We start from the raw sequence: 13,992 nt of genomic DNA on the forward strand, positions 1-13,992 counted from the left end.
ATTTCACGATTTCCGCAAGTCGGCCGCTATCCGCTAACGGCCTGATCAGATGAGGTACGGGCCGCTATCGGGGCCGCTAACGTTAGCGGCGTGTCCTGCTATCGTTAGCGCCCCGGGCGTTCAGCCTGCGTCCCGTTTTTGGCTACGTTCAGCGACAGCCTTGGCGACCTGGACGCGTTCAAAGCCCTTCTTGTTGACCGGATTGCCATCGATGCGGCGGCCGACCTGGCCGGTCTTGATGCCGTATGGCTTGAGGACGGCGGTCAGTTGGGCTGTCTTCTCTTCCGGCTTCATGTGGGCCCATTGGCCGTACCGGTCGGGCCACCGCTCGGAAAGGCGGTCCACAGTGGTTTCGTTCCAGGGTCTGGCCTCGTCGGCGGGAGTAACGGCGAGGATGTCAGCGAGCAGGTCATGCCCGGCCGCCGTCTCGTCCTGGAGGTCCTTGCCGAGGGCGTAACCGGTGACGTTGTCATTGGCCTCGCGCAGTGTGCGGGCCCGGGCAACAATCCGCTCGGCCGCCACAGCGTTGACCTCGGTGCCGCACACGATGGTGGGCTCGTCTTCCTCGCCCGCCATCCAGGCAACGCCCTTGTCGCGCTTGCGCGAAAACATGGTGGCCTTGTATCCGGCCTTGTACATGGAGGTACCGAGGATCATGTCGTTCTCAGTCTGACCGGTGACCTTCAGCGCGAAGCGCAACACGGCGTTGGCACTGATGCCCTTGGGGATGGAGTCCTTGTCCGGGCGCTGTGTGCCGAACATGCCGATGATGCCGAAGGCCGGGCCACGCCGGACGATGTCCTCGGCAATCTCGATGATCTCCTTGCCATAGGTGTCGTGCCCGAATGCCTTTTGGCATTCGTCCATGGAGACGATGATCGGGTGCAGGCCGAGCTTCTTGTCGCTGGCCAGCTCCGGGGTAACTTTCGATTCCGGGCAGCGCGCCAAAGGCAGTGACTTGATGACTTTGGCCCGGCGGCTCAGCTCGGCTTGAATCTCAAGCAGGCTGTCCCGGCAGTACTTGACGTCCTCGTCATCCTCACCGGAGCGCCAGCGGTGCGAAACCGGTTGCAGCGGCCGGTAGTCCGAACCGCCCTTGAAGTCGAAGATGTACAGCCAGGCGCGCGGGTCGAGTGCGGCGATAAGCAGGAACAGCCGCATCAGGTAGGTCTTGCCCATCCGCGGGACGGAGCCCACGACGATGGAGACGAACATCAACGTGACGCTCACCCAGCGCATTTGCTGGTTGTTGCCGAACGGCACCGGTGCGAACATGTCCACCTGGCCGGACTTGGCCAGGGGCCAGGCGGGGCGCTTGGACTCGTTCATCGGCCGGTCGCCCACCCACAGGATCAGGGTTCCCTCATGGTCGTCCGGGTTCGGCATCGGCCATACGCAACCCAGCTTGCGCCGCAGGCCTGAGGCAAGGGCCTTGCGCTTGTCGATGATGTCTTCGGGTGTCACACCGAGCGGCAGCTCGATGTCCGCCCGCCAGCCAGGCCCGTCACGGTGGATCTCGGAGGTGAAGCGGATCCCCGCACCGGACTTGATGGCCGCGTTGAGCTTGTCGTTGCCCAGTGCCCCCAACGCGGCCAGCACGATCGTGGAGGTGAGCTTCGGAGCCTCGGCCTTGACCACGGCACGGGTGGAGATGGGCGCATCGGCCGGCGAGCCGACCACGCCGAAGATGCTCACCAGCACGGCCAGGACCAGTAGTTGCAGCCAGAGCGGTGCGACGAACACCAGCAGCACCGCAGCAACCAGCAGGAGCGGGAAGGCGGCCACACTCACGGTTCCGCGCCAGCGCACCCTCCGGTCACGCTGCCGCGTGAGGCTCAGGTACTCCTTGGTGTGCTCCCGGAACGCCTCGGCGTGCCGCAGGGGCGCCGACTCCGCGTCGGAGGCCCATCGCTGCCAGCCACGCAGGGCATGGGCGATGCCACGCGGGGTACGGACGGCCATCCTGCCCGCGTAGACCGGTGTACGCACCGCATGGAACGCGGTGATGTGCCACCAGTAGCCCGTCAGCCAGCCAGCCGCAGACCGCAGCTCAGCCCATGAACGCAGCCACGGCGGCAGCACCTCGCGCCGTGCCGCCTCCCGCGCCTGGCCCATCAGCCCCGGATCCTTCGGCTGCGGACCGTCCACGGGCCGAAGCCCATCGGAGCCGTCATCGTCCGCATCAACACTGGGCCGTTCAGGTGCCGTTTCAGTCGATGTGTCACTGCCTGGGCTGGTGGTGGAGTCGGCCGAGCCGACGCGCGCCGACCGCGCCTTGCCGAGGTCGACCACATCAGCGCCTGAGGTCATGTCGGCTTCAAGCCGGTTGAACAGCTCGTTCTCTTCCTCGTGATTCACTGGCGATTCCTTCCAACTGGAGGGACAGGGGCCCGGCCGCTGTCTTGGTCGGTTGTGACCGAGCCCCGTACATGTGTTGGCAGGCGCTATGCGGCTTCGGGCCGCGCGATGGCGTAGAGGGGCGTGTAGGCGATCAGTTCAATGGCCACGCCCTTGTAGACCGCGTACGCCCGCAGGGTCTGGATGGTGCCCAGCGGCTCGTGGCACACGTCGCCCGGGGCAATGCCCAGCGCCTCACGCCACGTCTCGAAGTCGGCGAACGCGGTCTTGGTGTGCAGGGCGATGAGGATGCCCCGCGCGGTGCCCCGCGCCGTGAGCACGGTGCGGACGGCAACTTCTCGGATGGGCAGGGTGGGGAACTCGGTCGCGAGCGCGACCAGCGCGTTGATCGGGCCCTGCTGTTCACCCATGAAGACAGTGGTTTGATCGGTCACGGTGCCACTCCTGATTGGTAGGTGGTTCAGCTGACGTGCGACCGCTCGAAATCCCCTTGTTAAGGGGCCGGTACTGCGGAGAGTTCGTCTTGGTCTTGGCCCTCCGCCAAAGCGAGTTGACCGGCAGTCGGCCTACATCCGTGCTCCGTGTCGAGCTTCACGAACACGCCATGCACATAGCTGGGTGCTCGGGTGGCTCGCTTCGCGGTTTCACGGGCGGACAGTCCACGAGCCCAACCGTCTTGGATGACCGTCTGCGCGTCTGCCGCGCTCAATTTCACGGCCTGCCCGACATCGGTCGGCGAAGCGTCGTGATACTCAGGGTGCGGGGCGGGGTGTTCAGGTGAACGCTCCGCCCTGTTCACCCCCCGACCTGGAGTGGGATCGGCGAAGAGCAGACTCGGGTGGCTGTACCGACGAATGGTCTCCGTGGCCTGCCGCATCTGCTCACGAACCTGGTCGGCCAGCGCGGATGCCGCAGGATCCGGTGAGGCCTCTTCCCACGGTGACGCCAAGCTGATCGTGGCCAGAGCCACCGCGTGGCGCCGTGCGGCGAGTTGGCCCAGCAGCGTGCGGCGCTGTTCGCGATCCACGCCTACGGAGGAGCGCGCCACAGCCTCCGCCAGCCGCCGAGCGGTTCGCCGTCCACGCCATGTGGCCCGCTGCTCAGGGGTCTTCTCGGCGAGGCCGGCCGCCAGGGCAGATGCACGCACGGTGGCACGGTCGCGGGTGATCTGCGCGGCGTCCCTGTCGCGCTCGGCAACTCCGAGGCGGGAGAGCAGACGTTCGCGCAGTTCCCTGCCCACCACCGCGGCGAGGCTGTTGGACTCCGCACCAGGCTTGCGATGACGCAGCTCGATACCCATGGCGAGGTGCCACAGCATCGCAGCCATGAATGGGCCGACAAAGGCCCTGACGGTGCCGCCGATTGGCCCGGATTCGGCGTACGCCGGAATGATCTGTACCGCCGTGATCACCCACACCAGAAGTCCCGGCACGCCGGGAGCAGCAGTCGGGCCATTGAGGTTCTGCCGGGCCATGAGCGCTGTGGCGAACAACGCGAGTTCGGCAGCGCCGAACATGGACGTTCGTTCCAGAGCGCTGCCCATGTTCAGATAGTCAGCAGCGAATCCCCAGTCCGTGTCGGCGCTGTAGGCAGTGCAGCCAGTTGCGGCGACCGCCGCGACTCGAACTGCCAACGTCCCACGGCTCTCACCACGTCGGGTTTTGCGTAGACCACGCCACATCAGCCAGACGACCGGAAGGACCGCACCGGCGTAGAGGGCGTCGGCTCCCCATGAGGGAAGGGGCGGCATCATCAGGCGGCCTTCCTCACCTGGAAGGTCTGTGCCGTGTTGGCGTTGCCCTGGGCCTTCATCAGCCGTGTGAGGCTGAACTGCAGCGCGTGATAGGCGGCCAGCCACGTGAGCTCGTCGGCCAGGTCGCGCCTTCGGATCTCGGCGAACACCTCGCGGATCACCGCCGTGCGGCTCGCGCGCTGCTCGTCGCTCTCTTCGGGCTGGTTGAGGAGGAAGCACCGAACGAACTCCGGGGCTAACCCCTCGAATTCGTCAGCCAGTTCCTCTAACGCACGGGAGCCAATGGCCTCTTGAGTAACCACATACATGCGCATGGGGATCTCTCCTATGTCCTGGATGGGATGGGAGAGCCAGGGCAGTGAGCCGTCTTGACCCGTCGATCACCACCGCTGGCTGCGGGAGTGCTCAGACGCGGAAGCGTCGGGGGCCGGTCAGGTGCAGCCACCCCTGGTGCAGCCACGCCACTGCCGTGTAGCCGCCGAGGCCCGAGAGGGACGTCAACAGCCAGTCGGCGCCCAGGTCCCTGGCGGAATGCGCACCGATGAAGGCCATGAGCAGAGCGACGATGAGAACCGCCAACGTCAGCACGGTCCGAAGAGGCGTCGAAGGCCGGGAGCAACGGGCCTTGACCACCAGGTCTCCCGGCTCCGCCAGCCGCACGCCGTGGCCGGGGACCTGGACCGCAACGAGGTTCTGACCATCGTGGCTGGCGTGACCGGCCACCGTGCCGAGTGCCATGTCGGTGCGATCAAGAACAACATCACCGAGAGCGAGCTTCATTGGTCCCCCCATTGAAGTAGAGGCAGGAGCCGACGGCGGATGACCCACAGCCGGGAAGTTCCAGGCACTCAACCTCCTAAAGAGGTCTTGTCCTCAAGTCCTCTTTAGGAGTTGCTCAAGACTATGAGGGTGAGCCATGCAACTCGTCAAGTCCTCTTTAGGAGTCGTATGCTGGGCGCTGTCACGCAACAGAACGGTGAGCCCCCATGGCGAAGGTCTACGAGCGGATCGCGGACGAGATCCGAGAGTCCATCCGCGCAGGCCAACTAGAGCCTGGTGATCGACTCCCCGCGGAGACAGTGCTCGCCGAGCGGTACGGGCGAAGCGTGCTGACCATCCGCGAAGCGCTCCGCCTTCTGCGCGACGAAGGGCTGATCGAGAAGCAGCACGGTCGTGGAACCTTTATCCGTGAACCCCGGACATCGGTGCTGCGCACGAACCTCCGGCACCAGTGGGAGAAGGACCGGGTTCGCCAGCCGGAGAAGCAGCGAGCACAGACCGGGGCCACGGAGCACGACACGGGCCTACAGGTAAATGATCTCGTCTTCCACGCCGAGTACCGCGAGATCAAGGCGAACAAAGAACTCGCCGAGGCCTTCGGTGTGCCAGAGGGCGAGCCTCTTGTCGAGCGGACGTACAGGACGCGCTACGCGGCCGAGCGAGCCCCCTTCGCCCTGGTGACCTCCTACCTCGTCCGCACCACGGTCGCCCAAAACCCTGACCTCCTGGACGAATCCACGGAGCCGTGGCCAGGGGGCACCCAGAGCCAGCTGCACACCCTCGGCATCGAGCTGGACCGGATCGAGGAGCGCGTAACAGCACGCCCGCCGACACCCGAGGAGGCGGACGAACTCGAACTGCCACCTGGGACTGCCGTGGTCCTGCTCCGGAAGACCTCGTACGACATCAACGACCGCGTTGTGGAGCTTTCCGACGTCACGCTGCCCGGCGATCGCACGGAAATGCTCTTCACCACTTCCTTGGAAAGGTGGTGAGTGCCGTGCGCCGGCGCATCATCATCATCACCGCTGTGCACGGACCGTCCGCTCACTACCTGCACGACGCCTACAAGTCGATCTGCGATCAGGAACTCCCCGAAAATTGGGAATGGCACTGGCTCATACAGGAAGACGGGAAGAGCGATGACGTCGCTTCGCACGTCCCCGACGATGAGAGGGTGACCTTCCGCCAGGGCCGATCGGGCGGTGCCGGCGTCGCCCGGACCATGGCACTTGCCCATGCCAACGGCGACTACGTCAAGATCCTCGATGCGGACGATCAGCTCGCCCCCGGCGTGCTCGCCCGCGACATCGCCGTACTCGAACAGGACCCAAGCATCGGGTGGACGACATCGCGCGTACTCGACCTCATGCCGGACGGGTCCACCATTGGCTTCGACCAGGACCCTGAGGACGGCCCGATCGAGCGGGAAGCCGTCCTCGACCACTGGCGGGCCCACAACTACCGCGCCCAGGTCCACCCGGCAACGCTTTGCGTCCGCCGTGACCTGCTACTGGCCCTCGGCGGCTGGATGGCCCTACCGGCTTCGGAAGACACCGGGCTACTGCTCGCACTGAATGCCGTCAGCCGGGGTTGGTTCACTCGCGAGGTGGGCCTCTTCTACCGCAAGTGGCCCGGCCAGGCGACCAGCCAGGCCGCGCACACGGACGCCGCGGAGCGGGATACCCGCATGGCGGTCGTCGAGGCGCGTGCGCGCGCGCTGGCCTACTACCGCTGGCGCTACCCGACTACGGGTTGATCGGCACCTCGTAAACGATCTCGGTAAGGCCGGTCGGCACGACGATGTCCGCCGTCTCGACCGGCCGCCCGTCATCGCTGAAGTAAGTCCGCTGAATCCGGACGACCAAGGCGCCGCGCTGAACGCCGAGGAGGTTCGCCTCCTCGGCATTCGCATGCCCTGCTTCGGGCCTCTCCTCGGCCCGGCTGACCGTGATGCCGATCTCCGCCATGCGGCGGACCACCCCCTGACCGGCCAACGGGCCAGCTTCGGGCAGCACCACCAGAGAGCCGGCGGTGATGCCGTATGGCTCCCAACTCGTCAGCAGCTGCACCGGTTTACCGTCGGCCAAGAACTCGTACGAAGTCCGCACACAGTAGTCACCCGTAGAGATGCCGAGGCGCGTGGCGATCTCCGGTGGCGCAGGTGTCATCCCATCCGTACGGCTCTCCCAGGTTGCCCGCCTTCCGAGCACCGCCATGTCTGCGTGAAACGGTGAGCCCTCGGCGCGCTCCCGATCCGGCGAGCGCAACAAGCGCACGCGCTCCCGCGCCTCCGCGACATAGGTCCCCGAACCGGCGCGGCCCGCCAGAACGCCTTGCTCGATGAGCGCTTCCTGAGCCCGGCGGACCACCCCTTCGGTCACGCCGCACTCCTGCGCCAGCTGCGCGCGGGAGGGCAGGCGGTCGCCCGGCATCCATTCCTGGCTCTCAATGCGCTTCCGAAGCAGGTCAGCGAAGCGAAGGTGTGGCGGCTGCTCACGCATATGGAAAATCTAGGCCCCTAGCTCTAGTCTGGGCGCCTAGACTAGAGCTAGGCGCCTAACTTTTGATCTAGGTGGCCGATGGTCAGTCAGCGATCCCACGGCGACGGAGGAACGCGTTGTGTCCTCGCCCGAAGCACGAGTCAACAACATCGCCGCGCGCTTGGCCGCCATCGGCCTCACCCCTCGGGTGACGGATCACGACACCCACACGAGCATCGAGACGGAGGTTCCGGACCAGGTCCCCACCGACTCATGGCGCGAGTTCTTAGCAGCTCTCGCCGCAGCGGACTGGTGGGGGATCTCCATCGGCAGCAGGAGCGGCCGCTTGGCATGGGCCGCCGTCAACAAAGAACCCCCCGGGACAGCCGACGCTGTCCGAGGCCACGGTCATCAGCCGTGAGGAGTTGATCAGCTTGTTCCACCTCATCCGCCGAGCTGCCGCGTGGGCAGGGCGGCACTTCATGCCCTCTCCGGGACGTCACCGCCGGTGCACTCCCGTGAGGCTCCTGGACATCGAGGTAGCTATCCGGCCGACTCCACCGCCCGCTTATCGGCGGAAGCCGGCTCTGCCGTTCCCGGAACACCCCCACTTCGACGAGAACATCGCGCTCGTTCGGCCATACGTGCTGGCTGGTCAGGAGCGCAATGATCCGCCTGGCCCGTCACAGGGGTGCATTGATGTCGCAGCGCCCTGACACCGCTGCGCCGAGTCGGTCTTTCCCCTGTGTCCTGGGTGAGCACTCCGCGTGCACAGAGCCCAAACGGTGCCAATGCCCATGCCATCGAAGCAATCATCACTGCGACCGTAAGGAGGGTTGATCAACCACTATGGTGCACTACCAGACCATCGCGGACGACCTTCGGCAGCGCATTGAATCGGGTATTTGGGCGGCGGGTGCCAAGCTACCCGCGGAGTCGAAACTCGCAGAACAATACAGCGTCAGTGTGCCCACGATGAGGGTGGCGCTGGAACAGCTCCAGGCCGAGGGGCTGATCGAGCGGTTCCAGGGCAAAGGGACCTTCGTTCGCCGATCCCGGGAACGCGCGAGATACCACGAAGCCCGGCTCAGGTCCGGTCAACAGGCCTCGACGAGAGTCATGTTGAACGTCAGGGTGAGCAACAAAGAAGTTGAGGCGACCACCGCTATTGCCTCGCTCCTACGAGTCGAGCCCGGCAGTCCCTTGACGGAGTGGCGCTTCATCTGCGACGAGGGGTATTTCACGGTGAGCCTGGCTCGTGTATATGTGCCCCACAGCGTGGCTCAAAAGAGCGAGCTTCTGACGAATTTCCTCTCAAGAGGCAGAATTCATCGGGCAAAAGAGCTCTCCCCGTGGGGCGACGACATCCGGCACTTACTTGCCGCAGCCGGAGTGCATGTGGTGTCCACCGTCGATCGCATCACCAGCAGGCCACCGACCCGTGAGGAAGTCAAGATCCTGCGGACGAATACCCCGGTATTGGCTGTCGAGCGCATCTCGACCGACACCACGGGCCGCATCGTGGAAGCCGCTTTGCTGACTCTCGCCGGTGACCGCACCGAGGCGGTATTCACAACTCGCATTCACAGCATGCACTTTGAGGAGGACCGATGAGCGACAAACTCATTGCGCGAATCCTGCCGTGGGAGTCACCCGAAGGTAAACCGTGCTTTCTAAGCGCGAGGAACAGCGGTGGAGTATTGGCTCGCATCGCAGATGAGATCGAAGCAGCGCAAACACGCAACGGTGTGGAAGTACTCACGGGCGCCAAGGCCGTGCTCGCCGACTCCGGTGCGGAAAGCGGCCAACTCCGATTCGCTCTCGCGCGGGTAGTCGAATCACTGCGTGACGTGCTGCGCGTCGCACACAGCCGCGGTGCACGCCTGACTCTGTCGGCACGGGAGGAGCTCCAACACGGAGGTATCGACATCACCACGGAGGTGGAACGCATCATGACAGCATTCGAGCACCCGACGGGCACCTTCGTCGTGGATTTGCTTACCGGAAGGGTTGGTCAGGTCATGGACCTGTTGGCCGGGCTGCAGCATCTACGCCCGATCAACGGCGGCACGGAATGGTCCCGCCGACCCGAAGACCTCAGGCTGGCCACGCCAGACGAGGTACGCAAGGCCGCCGAACGGTGCGACGAGTGCACCCGTATCAAGGGTGACTACAAAGACGCGTTCAACCAGGGCAAAATCGACATGGCTGTCGAATGCACAGAGCTCATGGGATGCCACCTTCGCGAGGCACACTCATAAGGTCAATCTCACCTGCCATATACCCCCGGCACTCTGCAACTCTGCCGTGTTCAACGGCCACTTGCAGCGTAGCCGGGGGTATTCTTGTCTGCCAAACCTCTAACCTTGGCATTTAACAGCTCTACTTGTTCGTCAGTCCCATGCGTTGAATAGGACTCCACTCAACGTGGTGATGCCGTAGAAGCGGACCTCACGCCATTCGCCCTCGGTGAGCGCTGAGGTGTTCAGGTCGGAGAGCGGTGTGGCGAGTTGCTCACTGCTGAGGACCACGAAGCCCGCCTCGGTGAAGGTCCGAGCCCAGACCGGTGGAGCAAGGAACTCCTCTCCGTACCAATGCTGACGTTTCGGTGTGAAGGCGATCCAGGGATGATGAGCGTGGCACAGAACGAGCTTCTCACCTGCGCGTTCGATGACCGTTGCGGTGTGGAACGTCCGGGGGTATACCTGTTCCTCCACTTCACCCGCTGTGCCTCCGGCGACGCGAGCAGCGGCATGCAGAGCGGCACGGAACGCCCGAAGGTCAGTCTGCGGGAGCGGGCCGTCCTTCGGCCGGAAGAAGCCCGTCGCCCCCCGAGGCAGCGTAAATCCGGTGTTCCCGTTGTTGACCAGGGGGCTCATTTTGTTGTTGACCATAAGGCCATTAGCAGATATCTGCGACATGCTCTACCTAAGACGTTCGGCATCAATGCGAGAAAAAACCAGATCACTCTCTGAGGCGATCGGGCCACGCAAGCGCTCCGGCGCGGAGGAGGTGTGGCGCAGCGCCGCCGGGTAACTCTCTGCTGAATAGTCATTAAGGAGTCGATACGTGTGAAATCCATGCGCTCCCATCACGGACAACAGCTCATCAACCGAGTCACCTAGTTTCGCCATTCGGTCGGGCGTCACCTCCACAGTGACTTCGGCATCCGGCCGGAGCTTGTCGAGCAGGGATGCCATGCCTCGTATGACCGCTCCCTCTGCACCTTCTACGTCAACCTTGATAACCCGTACGCTGGCGACCTCTGCAGGGCTCAGCAGCTCCGACAACGGTTGGGCCTCGATCGAGAAGCTCGACTCTGCCAGCCCGTCATAAGGGACCATGCTGTTGGCTCCCATGTTGTGGGAACTGGCGAGGGCGAACGTCAGCTTCTCCCGCCCGCTCGACACCGCGGTGTTCACCGCGCGGATGTTTCCACAGTCGTTTAGTCGAACCTGCTCCAAGAGCTTTTCGTGAAAAACCGGCGACGCTTCGATCGCAACCACTCGGCCGCCGTCGCCGACGAGTTGTGATGCGAGCACGCTGAAGTATCCGATGTTCGCTCCGACATCAACGAATGTGTCTCCGGGCCGGAGTCGATTCCGAAGCCAGCGCGTCATGTGCGGCTCCCACACCCCGAACATGTAGATGTAGCGCTGGATAAGGTCCCATGTATCAACGTGGAGCTTGGCCCCGGATCGAGACCGGACGACTCGCCGGCGCGGATGGTCCCGCAGGTGAGCGTTTAGATACTCAGCAGCGAGCGGCGCCTTTCCGAGCGAGCCAGGGGCATGACGCACGTACCAGCGGCCAGCGGACACCGCGGCCTCCGCAGCGAGGTTGTTCACCGGGTCGATCACCTCTCAGGCGTCATCGCGTCACAGCCGAAGCGGAGAAACCACGGCCCGCACTTCCGACATGGATGCCACGGGTCATCCCGTACGGCACCACAGCGCGGGCATGCGCCCTTCACTGTCATCGCCTCCGTCCCATGTTGCTGCTCCAAGTGACACCGTACGCAGACTGGGTGTTGAGGCACAGGGGTGCATGCTCGGCATCGTGTCGACCATCGTGAACACGTCCGAAAGCGGAGGCGCCGCCGACTACGGCTTACTCCTAACATTCCTCAAGTCATCTTTAGGAGTGAGTCTCTGGGGGGACCAGGTGGGGGCAACCGAACAGCTGGTAACGATCTCTGCTGTGATACTCGGTGGGCTCACAACGCACCTGACCAACGCCCTCTCGGAGCGGAGCCGCAAGCAGCATGAGCTGCTGACACGCTGGGACGACAAGAAGCTTGACGCGTACGCGGGTTATGTCGACAGGATCAGGGCCGGCGTCTTTCTCGCCGTGGAGCTCTACGAGCTTCGCAAAGGGCTCCGGGAGAGCCAGCGCAGCGAGTCACAGATCACTGCGGACATGGCGGAGGCCGCTCGGATACGCGGTCGGGCCTTCGAACGGATCATGTTGCTGGGCGGGGACGACGTCATCGAAGCGGCCCACGAACTCAACGCCCTGACGCTCAAGGTTGACTGGCGCGCCCTCGGCAGAGTCACGGGCACTTTGGAGGATTGGCGCGGACTCAACCGAGAGGTGTTCCGCGCGATCAACGTCTTTCATGATGCTGCCCGGAAAGATCTCGGAGTCAGCGGCAACGTGACAGGTGAGCAGCACCCCGAGCGTGACCTCCTGCTTCCGCCCAGCCAGCAAATCTGACGCCCTGTCAGAAAAGGTGGGTACGCTGAGCATTAAGTTCCCCTGCAACAGGGAGGTGTGAGCCCATGAGCTCAGGCGCGAGGGAGCCGTTCTCCCCCTCCGGCACTCCGCGATACGTCGCGGCGATTTACAAGCCCGGGACGGGGTGGAAAGTCGCCGCTGAATCGACTACGCGGGAACCGGTTGACTACGCGGTGGCGGCGATGATCCAGACCGCGCAGTCCCGTGGTGAGGCTCCCGTTGCTGAGGTATGGGGGCCGTCCGGCGATGGCTCCGATTGGCAGCGCCTTGAGGCGATCGCTGCCCCTCCAGGCAGCATGCGAGGGCCAGCGTTCACAGCGCAGAAGCAAGCCACTGTCAGCGCGCGTGAGGAACGGTTGCGGGAGCGGCGCCACAGCGTCTTGGAGGTCGCACTGGCGCGGTCTCTGTCTACGGGTCTGGAGGACGACGACGCACGCGCCGTTGGTCAGCTTGCTGCCGGGGTTGATGAGGAGACCGTACGCAGGGTCGCGCATTGGCTTTCGATGGCTAACAAATGACGGCTCCGCCGGCGCACTCCGCTGCCGTCTGCTGGCCATTCGGCCCAAGATCAGGACCATACGCGGACCACAGATGCGCCACCCGTGCGCCCTTCACGCAAAGGGCCAGGTCGGCAGGGGTGTGCCTGTCTGATCGCGAGGAGTCTGTAAATCCGTCGGCTTAGCCTACCCAGGTTCGAATCCTGGCGCCGCCACACGCATGAAGAAGCCCCTGATCTGCGGAAACGCAGTTCAGGGGCTTCTTGTGTGAAGCCTGAGCGGGCGTGACGGCCCTGATCGAGTCGGCCCGCGGCTGCCGTGTGGTGAAGATCATGAGGCCGTTCGGCCGGCTCCCGCATCGGCGTGCACCGCCGGGTGGGAGCCCCTGAGCTACCGGGGCCCCATTCCCGGGCTCAGGCGGGCCACGACCTCGGTCAGGGTCTTGCACACGTCCTGGAGCTTGTGGTGGGTGTTGTTCCGTTCGGTGATCACCGTGGCCAGCAGCAGGGCGGTCAACGCGGTTGTGCCATTGAAGAGTTGAAGCACAAACATGATGGCGGGCAGGCCGTGGCCGGCGAATGGTCCGGTGCGGTGGACGGCGGCGGGCGTGGTGAGCACGGAGATCAGCAGGGCGCAGGGGGCCGCCCCTGCGAGCTGGAATCGCAGCGCACCCCAGATCAGCAGCGGGAAGACAAGGAACAGCAGATGGAGGGTGGTTCTGGTGATCGTCAGTGTCAGGGCGGCGGTGCCCGCCAGCAGGGTGATCGCCTCCAGCCAGCGCAGTGCGGAGGCCTCCCGGGGCAGCCGGGCCTGGCGGAGGAGCAGCAGCACCGGGGTGACCAGGAGTACGCCCATGGCGTCCCCGGTCGTCCAGAACGACCAGATGGTCAGGAGGCTGCTCTCGGGCAGCAGTCTGGAGGCGGCCAGCGAACCGATCGCCAATGTCGCGCTGATCAGCGTCCCGGCGAGGGCGAAGAAGACCAGTGCCAGCCCGTCTTTCAACCGGTCCAGCTCGGGCCGGAAGCCCACCCGCCGCAGCAGCAGATAGGCGCAGACCGGGGCGAGAGTGTTGCCGACGGCGATCCCGATGGCGGAGGGGTGGAAGGGTGCGGTCGACACGTTGAAGAGGAATGAGCCCAGCGTGATGCCCGGCCAGATCTCCGGTCCCAGGGCGATCAGCGAGAACAGTGCGATGCCGCTGGCCGGCCACAGGGGTGTGATCGCCAGGCCTCCCACCGCCACCAGCCGTGCCAATCCGCCGAGCAGACCGGCCGCGTAGTAGGCGGCGGCTACAAGGAGGATCCGCGTGCCCGCTGTGGTGAGACGCCAGGGCTTGTCGGTGCGCGCCACAGCAGCATCAGACAACTTTCCCGCTCCGGGGCCG

14 protein-coding genes are annotated in these 13,992 nt (G+C 64.8%); 5 read left to right on the plus strand and 9 right to left on the minus strand.

Annotated features, from left to right (window positions below):
• Window positions 1-120 precede the first annotated feature (120 nt).
• The 5 genes from ABCR83_RS09225 to ABCR83_RS09245 all read right to left on the minus strand — a co-directional run bounded on the left by ABCR83_RS09225 (window position 121) and on the right by ABCR83_RS09245 (window position 4,891).
• Entirely contained in the window at window positions 121-2,358 is a 2,238-nt protein-coding gene (locus tag ABCR83_RS09225; protein WP_462694374.1) for a cell division protein FtsK, read from the minus strand.
• An 86-nt stretch (window positions 2,359-2,444) separates the two neighbouring features.
• Window positions 2,445-2,792: a hypothetical protein gene (locus ABCR83_RS09230; protein ID WP_462694375.1), complete on the minus strand. Its 348-nt coding sequence runs from the start codon at window positions 2,790-2,792 to the stop codon at window positions 2,445-2,447.
• Between the two features lie 59 nt (window positions 2,793-2,851).
• Entirely contained in the window at window positions 2,852-3,901 is a 1,050-nt protein-coding gene (locus tag ABCR83_RS09235; protein ID WP_462694376.1) for a hypothetical protein, read from the minus strand.
• A 209-nt stretch (window positions 3,902-4,110) separates the two neighbouring features.
• Entirely contained in the window at window positions 4,111-4,425 is a 315-nt protein-coding gene (locus tag ABCR83_RS09240) for a hypothetical protein (protein WP_462694377.1), read from the minus strand.
• Between the two features lie 91 nt (window positions 4,426-4,516).
• Window positions 4,517-4,891: a hypothetical protein gene (locus ABCR83_RS09245; RefSeq protein ID WP_462694378.1), complete on the minus strand. Its 375-nt coding sequence runs from the start codon at window positions 4,889-4,891 to the stop codon at window positions 4,517-4,519.
• Window positions 4,892-5,097: 206 nt separating this feature from the next.
• Here ABCR83_RS09245 and ABCR83_RS09250 point away from each other — a divergent pair, with 206 nt between their 5' ends.
• Together ABCR83_RS09250 and ABCR83_RS09255 are read left to right on the plus strand one after the other, a co-directional pair.
• On the plus strand, window positions 5,098-5,886 hold the full coding sequence (locus ABCR83_RS09250; RefSeq protein WP_462694379.1) for a GntR family transcriptional regulator: 789 nt from the start codon (window positions 5,098-5,100) through the stop codon (window positions 5,884-5,886).
• A 5-nt stretch (window positions 5,887-5,891) separates the two neighbouring features.
• Window positions 5,892-6,650, plus strand: coding sequence for a glycosyltransferase family 2 protein (locus tag ABCR83_RS09255; RefSeq protein WP_462694380.1), 759 nt, complete (start codon window positions 5,892-5,894; stop codon window positions 6,648-6,650).
• Here ABCR83_RS09255 and ABCR83_RS09260 read toward each other — a convergent pair.
• A complete protein-coding gene (locus tag ABCR83_RS09260; RefSeq protein WP_462694381.1) occupies window positions 6,640-7,395 on the minus strand; it encodes a GntR family transcriptional regulator in 756 nt (251 codons plus the stop codon). The two genes, ABCR83_RS09255 and ABCR83_RS09260, sit on opposite strands and share 11 nt — an antisense overlap.
• Window positions 7,396-8,223: 828 nt before the next feature.
• On the opposite strand from ABCR83_RS09260, the gene ABCR83_RS09265 reads away from it, so the two are divergent.
• Entirely contained in the window at window positions 8,224-8,988 is a 765-nt protein-coding gene (locus ABCR83_RS09265; RefSeq protein WP_462694382.1) for a GntR family transcriptional regulator, read from the plus strand.
• Window positions 8,985-9,635: a hypothetical protein gene (locus ABCR83_RS09270; protein ID WP_462694383.1), complete on the plus strand. Its 651-nt coding sequence runs from the start codon at window positions 8,985-8,987 to the stop codon at window positions 9,633-9,635. Before ABCR83_RS09265 ends, ABCR83_RS09270 begins: the two co-directional genes overlap by 4 nt.
• Window positions 9,636-9,767: 132 nt before the next feature.
• Here ABCR83_RS09270 and ABCR83_RS09275 read toward each other — a convergent pair whose 3' ends face one another.
• Both ABCR83_RS09275 and ABCR83_RS09280 read right to left on the minus strand, forming a co-directional pair.
• Entirely contained in the window at window positions 9,768-10,268 is a 501-nt protein-coding gene (locus ABCR83_RS09275) for a hypothetical protein (protein WP_462694384.1), read from the minus strand.
• 30 nt (window positions 10,269-10,298) lie between these two features.
• Window positions 10,299-11,222, minus strand: coding sequence for an FkbM family methyltransferase (locus ABCR83_RS09280; protein ID WP_462694385.1), 924 nt, complete (start codon window positions 11,220-11,222; stop codon window positions 10,299-10,301).
• Window positions 11,223-11,433: 211 nt separating this feature from the next.
• Here ABCR83_RS09280 and ABCR83_RS09285 point away from each other — a divergent pair, with 211 nt between their 5' ends.
• Entirely contained in the window at window positions 11,434-12,090 is a 657-nt protein-coding gene (locus ABCR83_RS09285; protein WP_462694386.1) for a hypothetical protein, read from the plus strand.
• A 908-nt stretch (window positions 12,091-12,998) separates the two neighbouring features.
• On the opposite strand, the gene ABCR83_RS09290 is transcribed toward ABCR83_RS09285, so the two are convergent.
• A complete protein-coding gene (locus ABCR83_RS09290; RefSeq protein WP_462694387.1) occupies window positions 12,999-13,973 on the minus strand; it encodes an MASE1 domain-containing protein in 975 nt (324 codons plus the stop codon).
• Between the last annotated feature and the right edge of the window lie 19 nt (window positions 13,974-13,992).

It is taken from the genome of Streptomyces xingningensis (assembly GCF_054957865.1).

Excerpts from the sequence above, each read along its gene's own strand:
- ABCR83_RS09270 (WP_462694383.1), top strand. The coding sequence starts at position 8,985 with ATGAGCGACAAACTCATTGCGCGAATCCTGCCGTGGGAGTCACCCGAA.
- ABCR83_RS09265 (WP_462694382.1), top strand. The coding sequence starts at position 8,224 with ATGGTGCACTACCAGACCATCGCGGACGACCTTCGGCAGCGCATTGAA.
- ABCR83_RS09260 (WP_462694381.1), bottom strand. The coding sequence starts at position 7,395 with ATGCGTGAGCAGCCGCCACACCTTCGCTTCGCTGACCTGCTTCGGAAG.
- ABCR83_RS09245 (WP_462694378.1), bottom strand. The coding sequence starts at position 4,891 with ATGAAGCTCGCTCTCGGTGATGTTGTTCTTGATCGCACCGACATGGCA.
- ABCR83_RS09275 (WP_462694384.1), bottom strand. The coding sequence starts at position 10,268 with ATGGTCAACAACAAAATGAGCCCCCTGGTCAACAACGGGAACACCGGA.
- ABCR83_RS09240 (WP_462694377.1), bottom strand. The coding sequence starts at position 4,425 with ATGCGCATGTATGTGGTTACTCAAGAGGCCATTGGCTCCCGTGCGTTA.
- ABCR83_RS09235 (WP_462694376.1), bottom strand. The coding sequence starts at position 3,901 with ATGGGCAGCGCTCTGGAACGAACGTCCATGTTCGGCGCTGCCGAACTC.
- ABCR83_RS09250 (WP_462694379.1), top strand. The coding sequence starts at position 5,098 with ATGGCGAAGGTCTACGAGCGGATCGCGGACGAGATCCGAGAGTCCATC.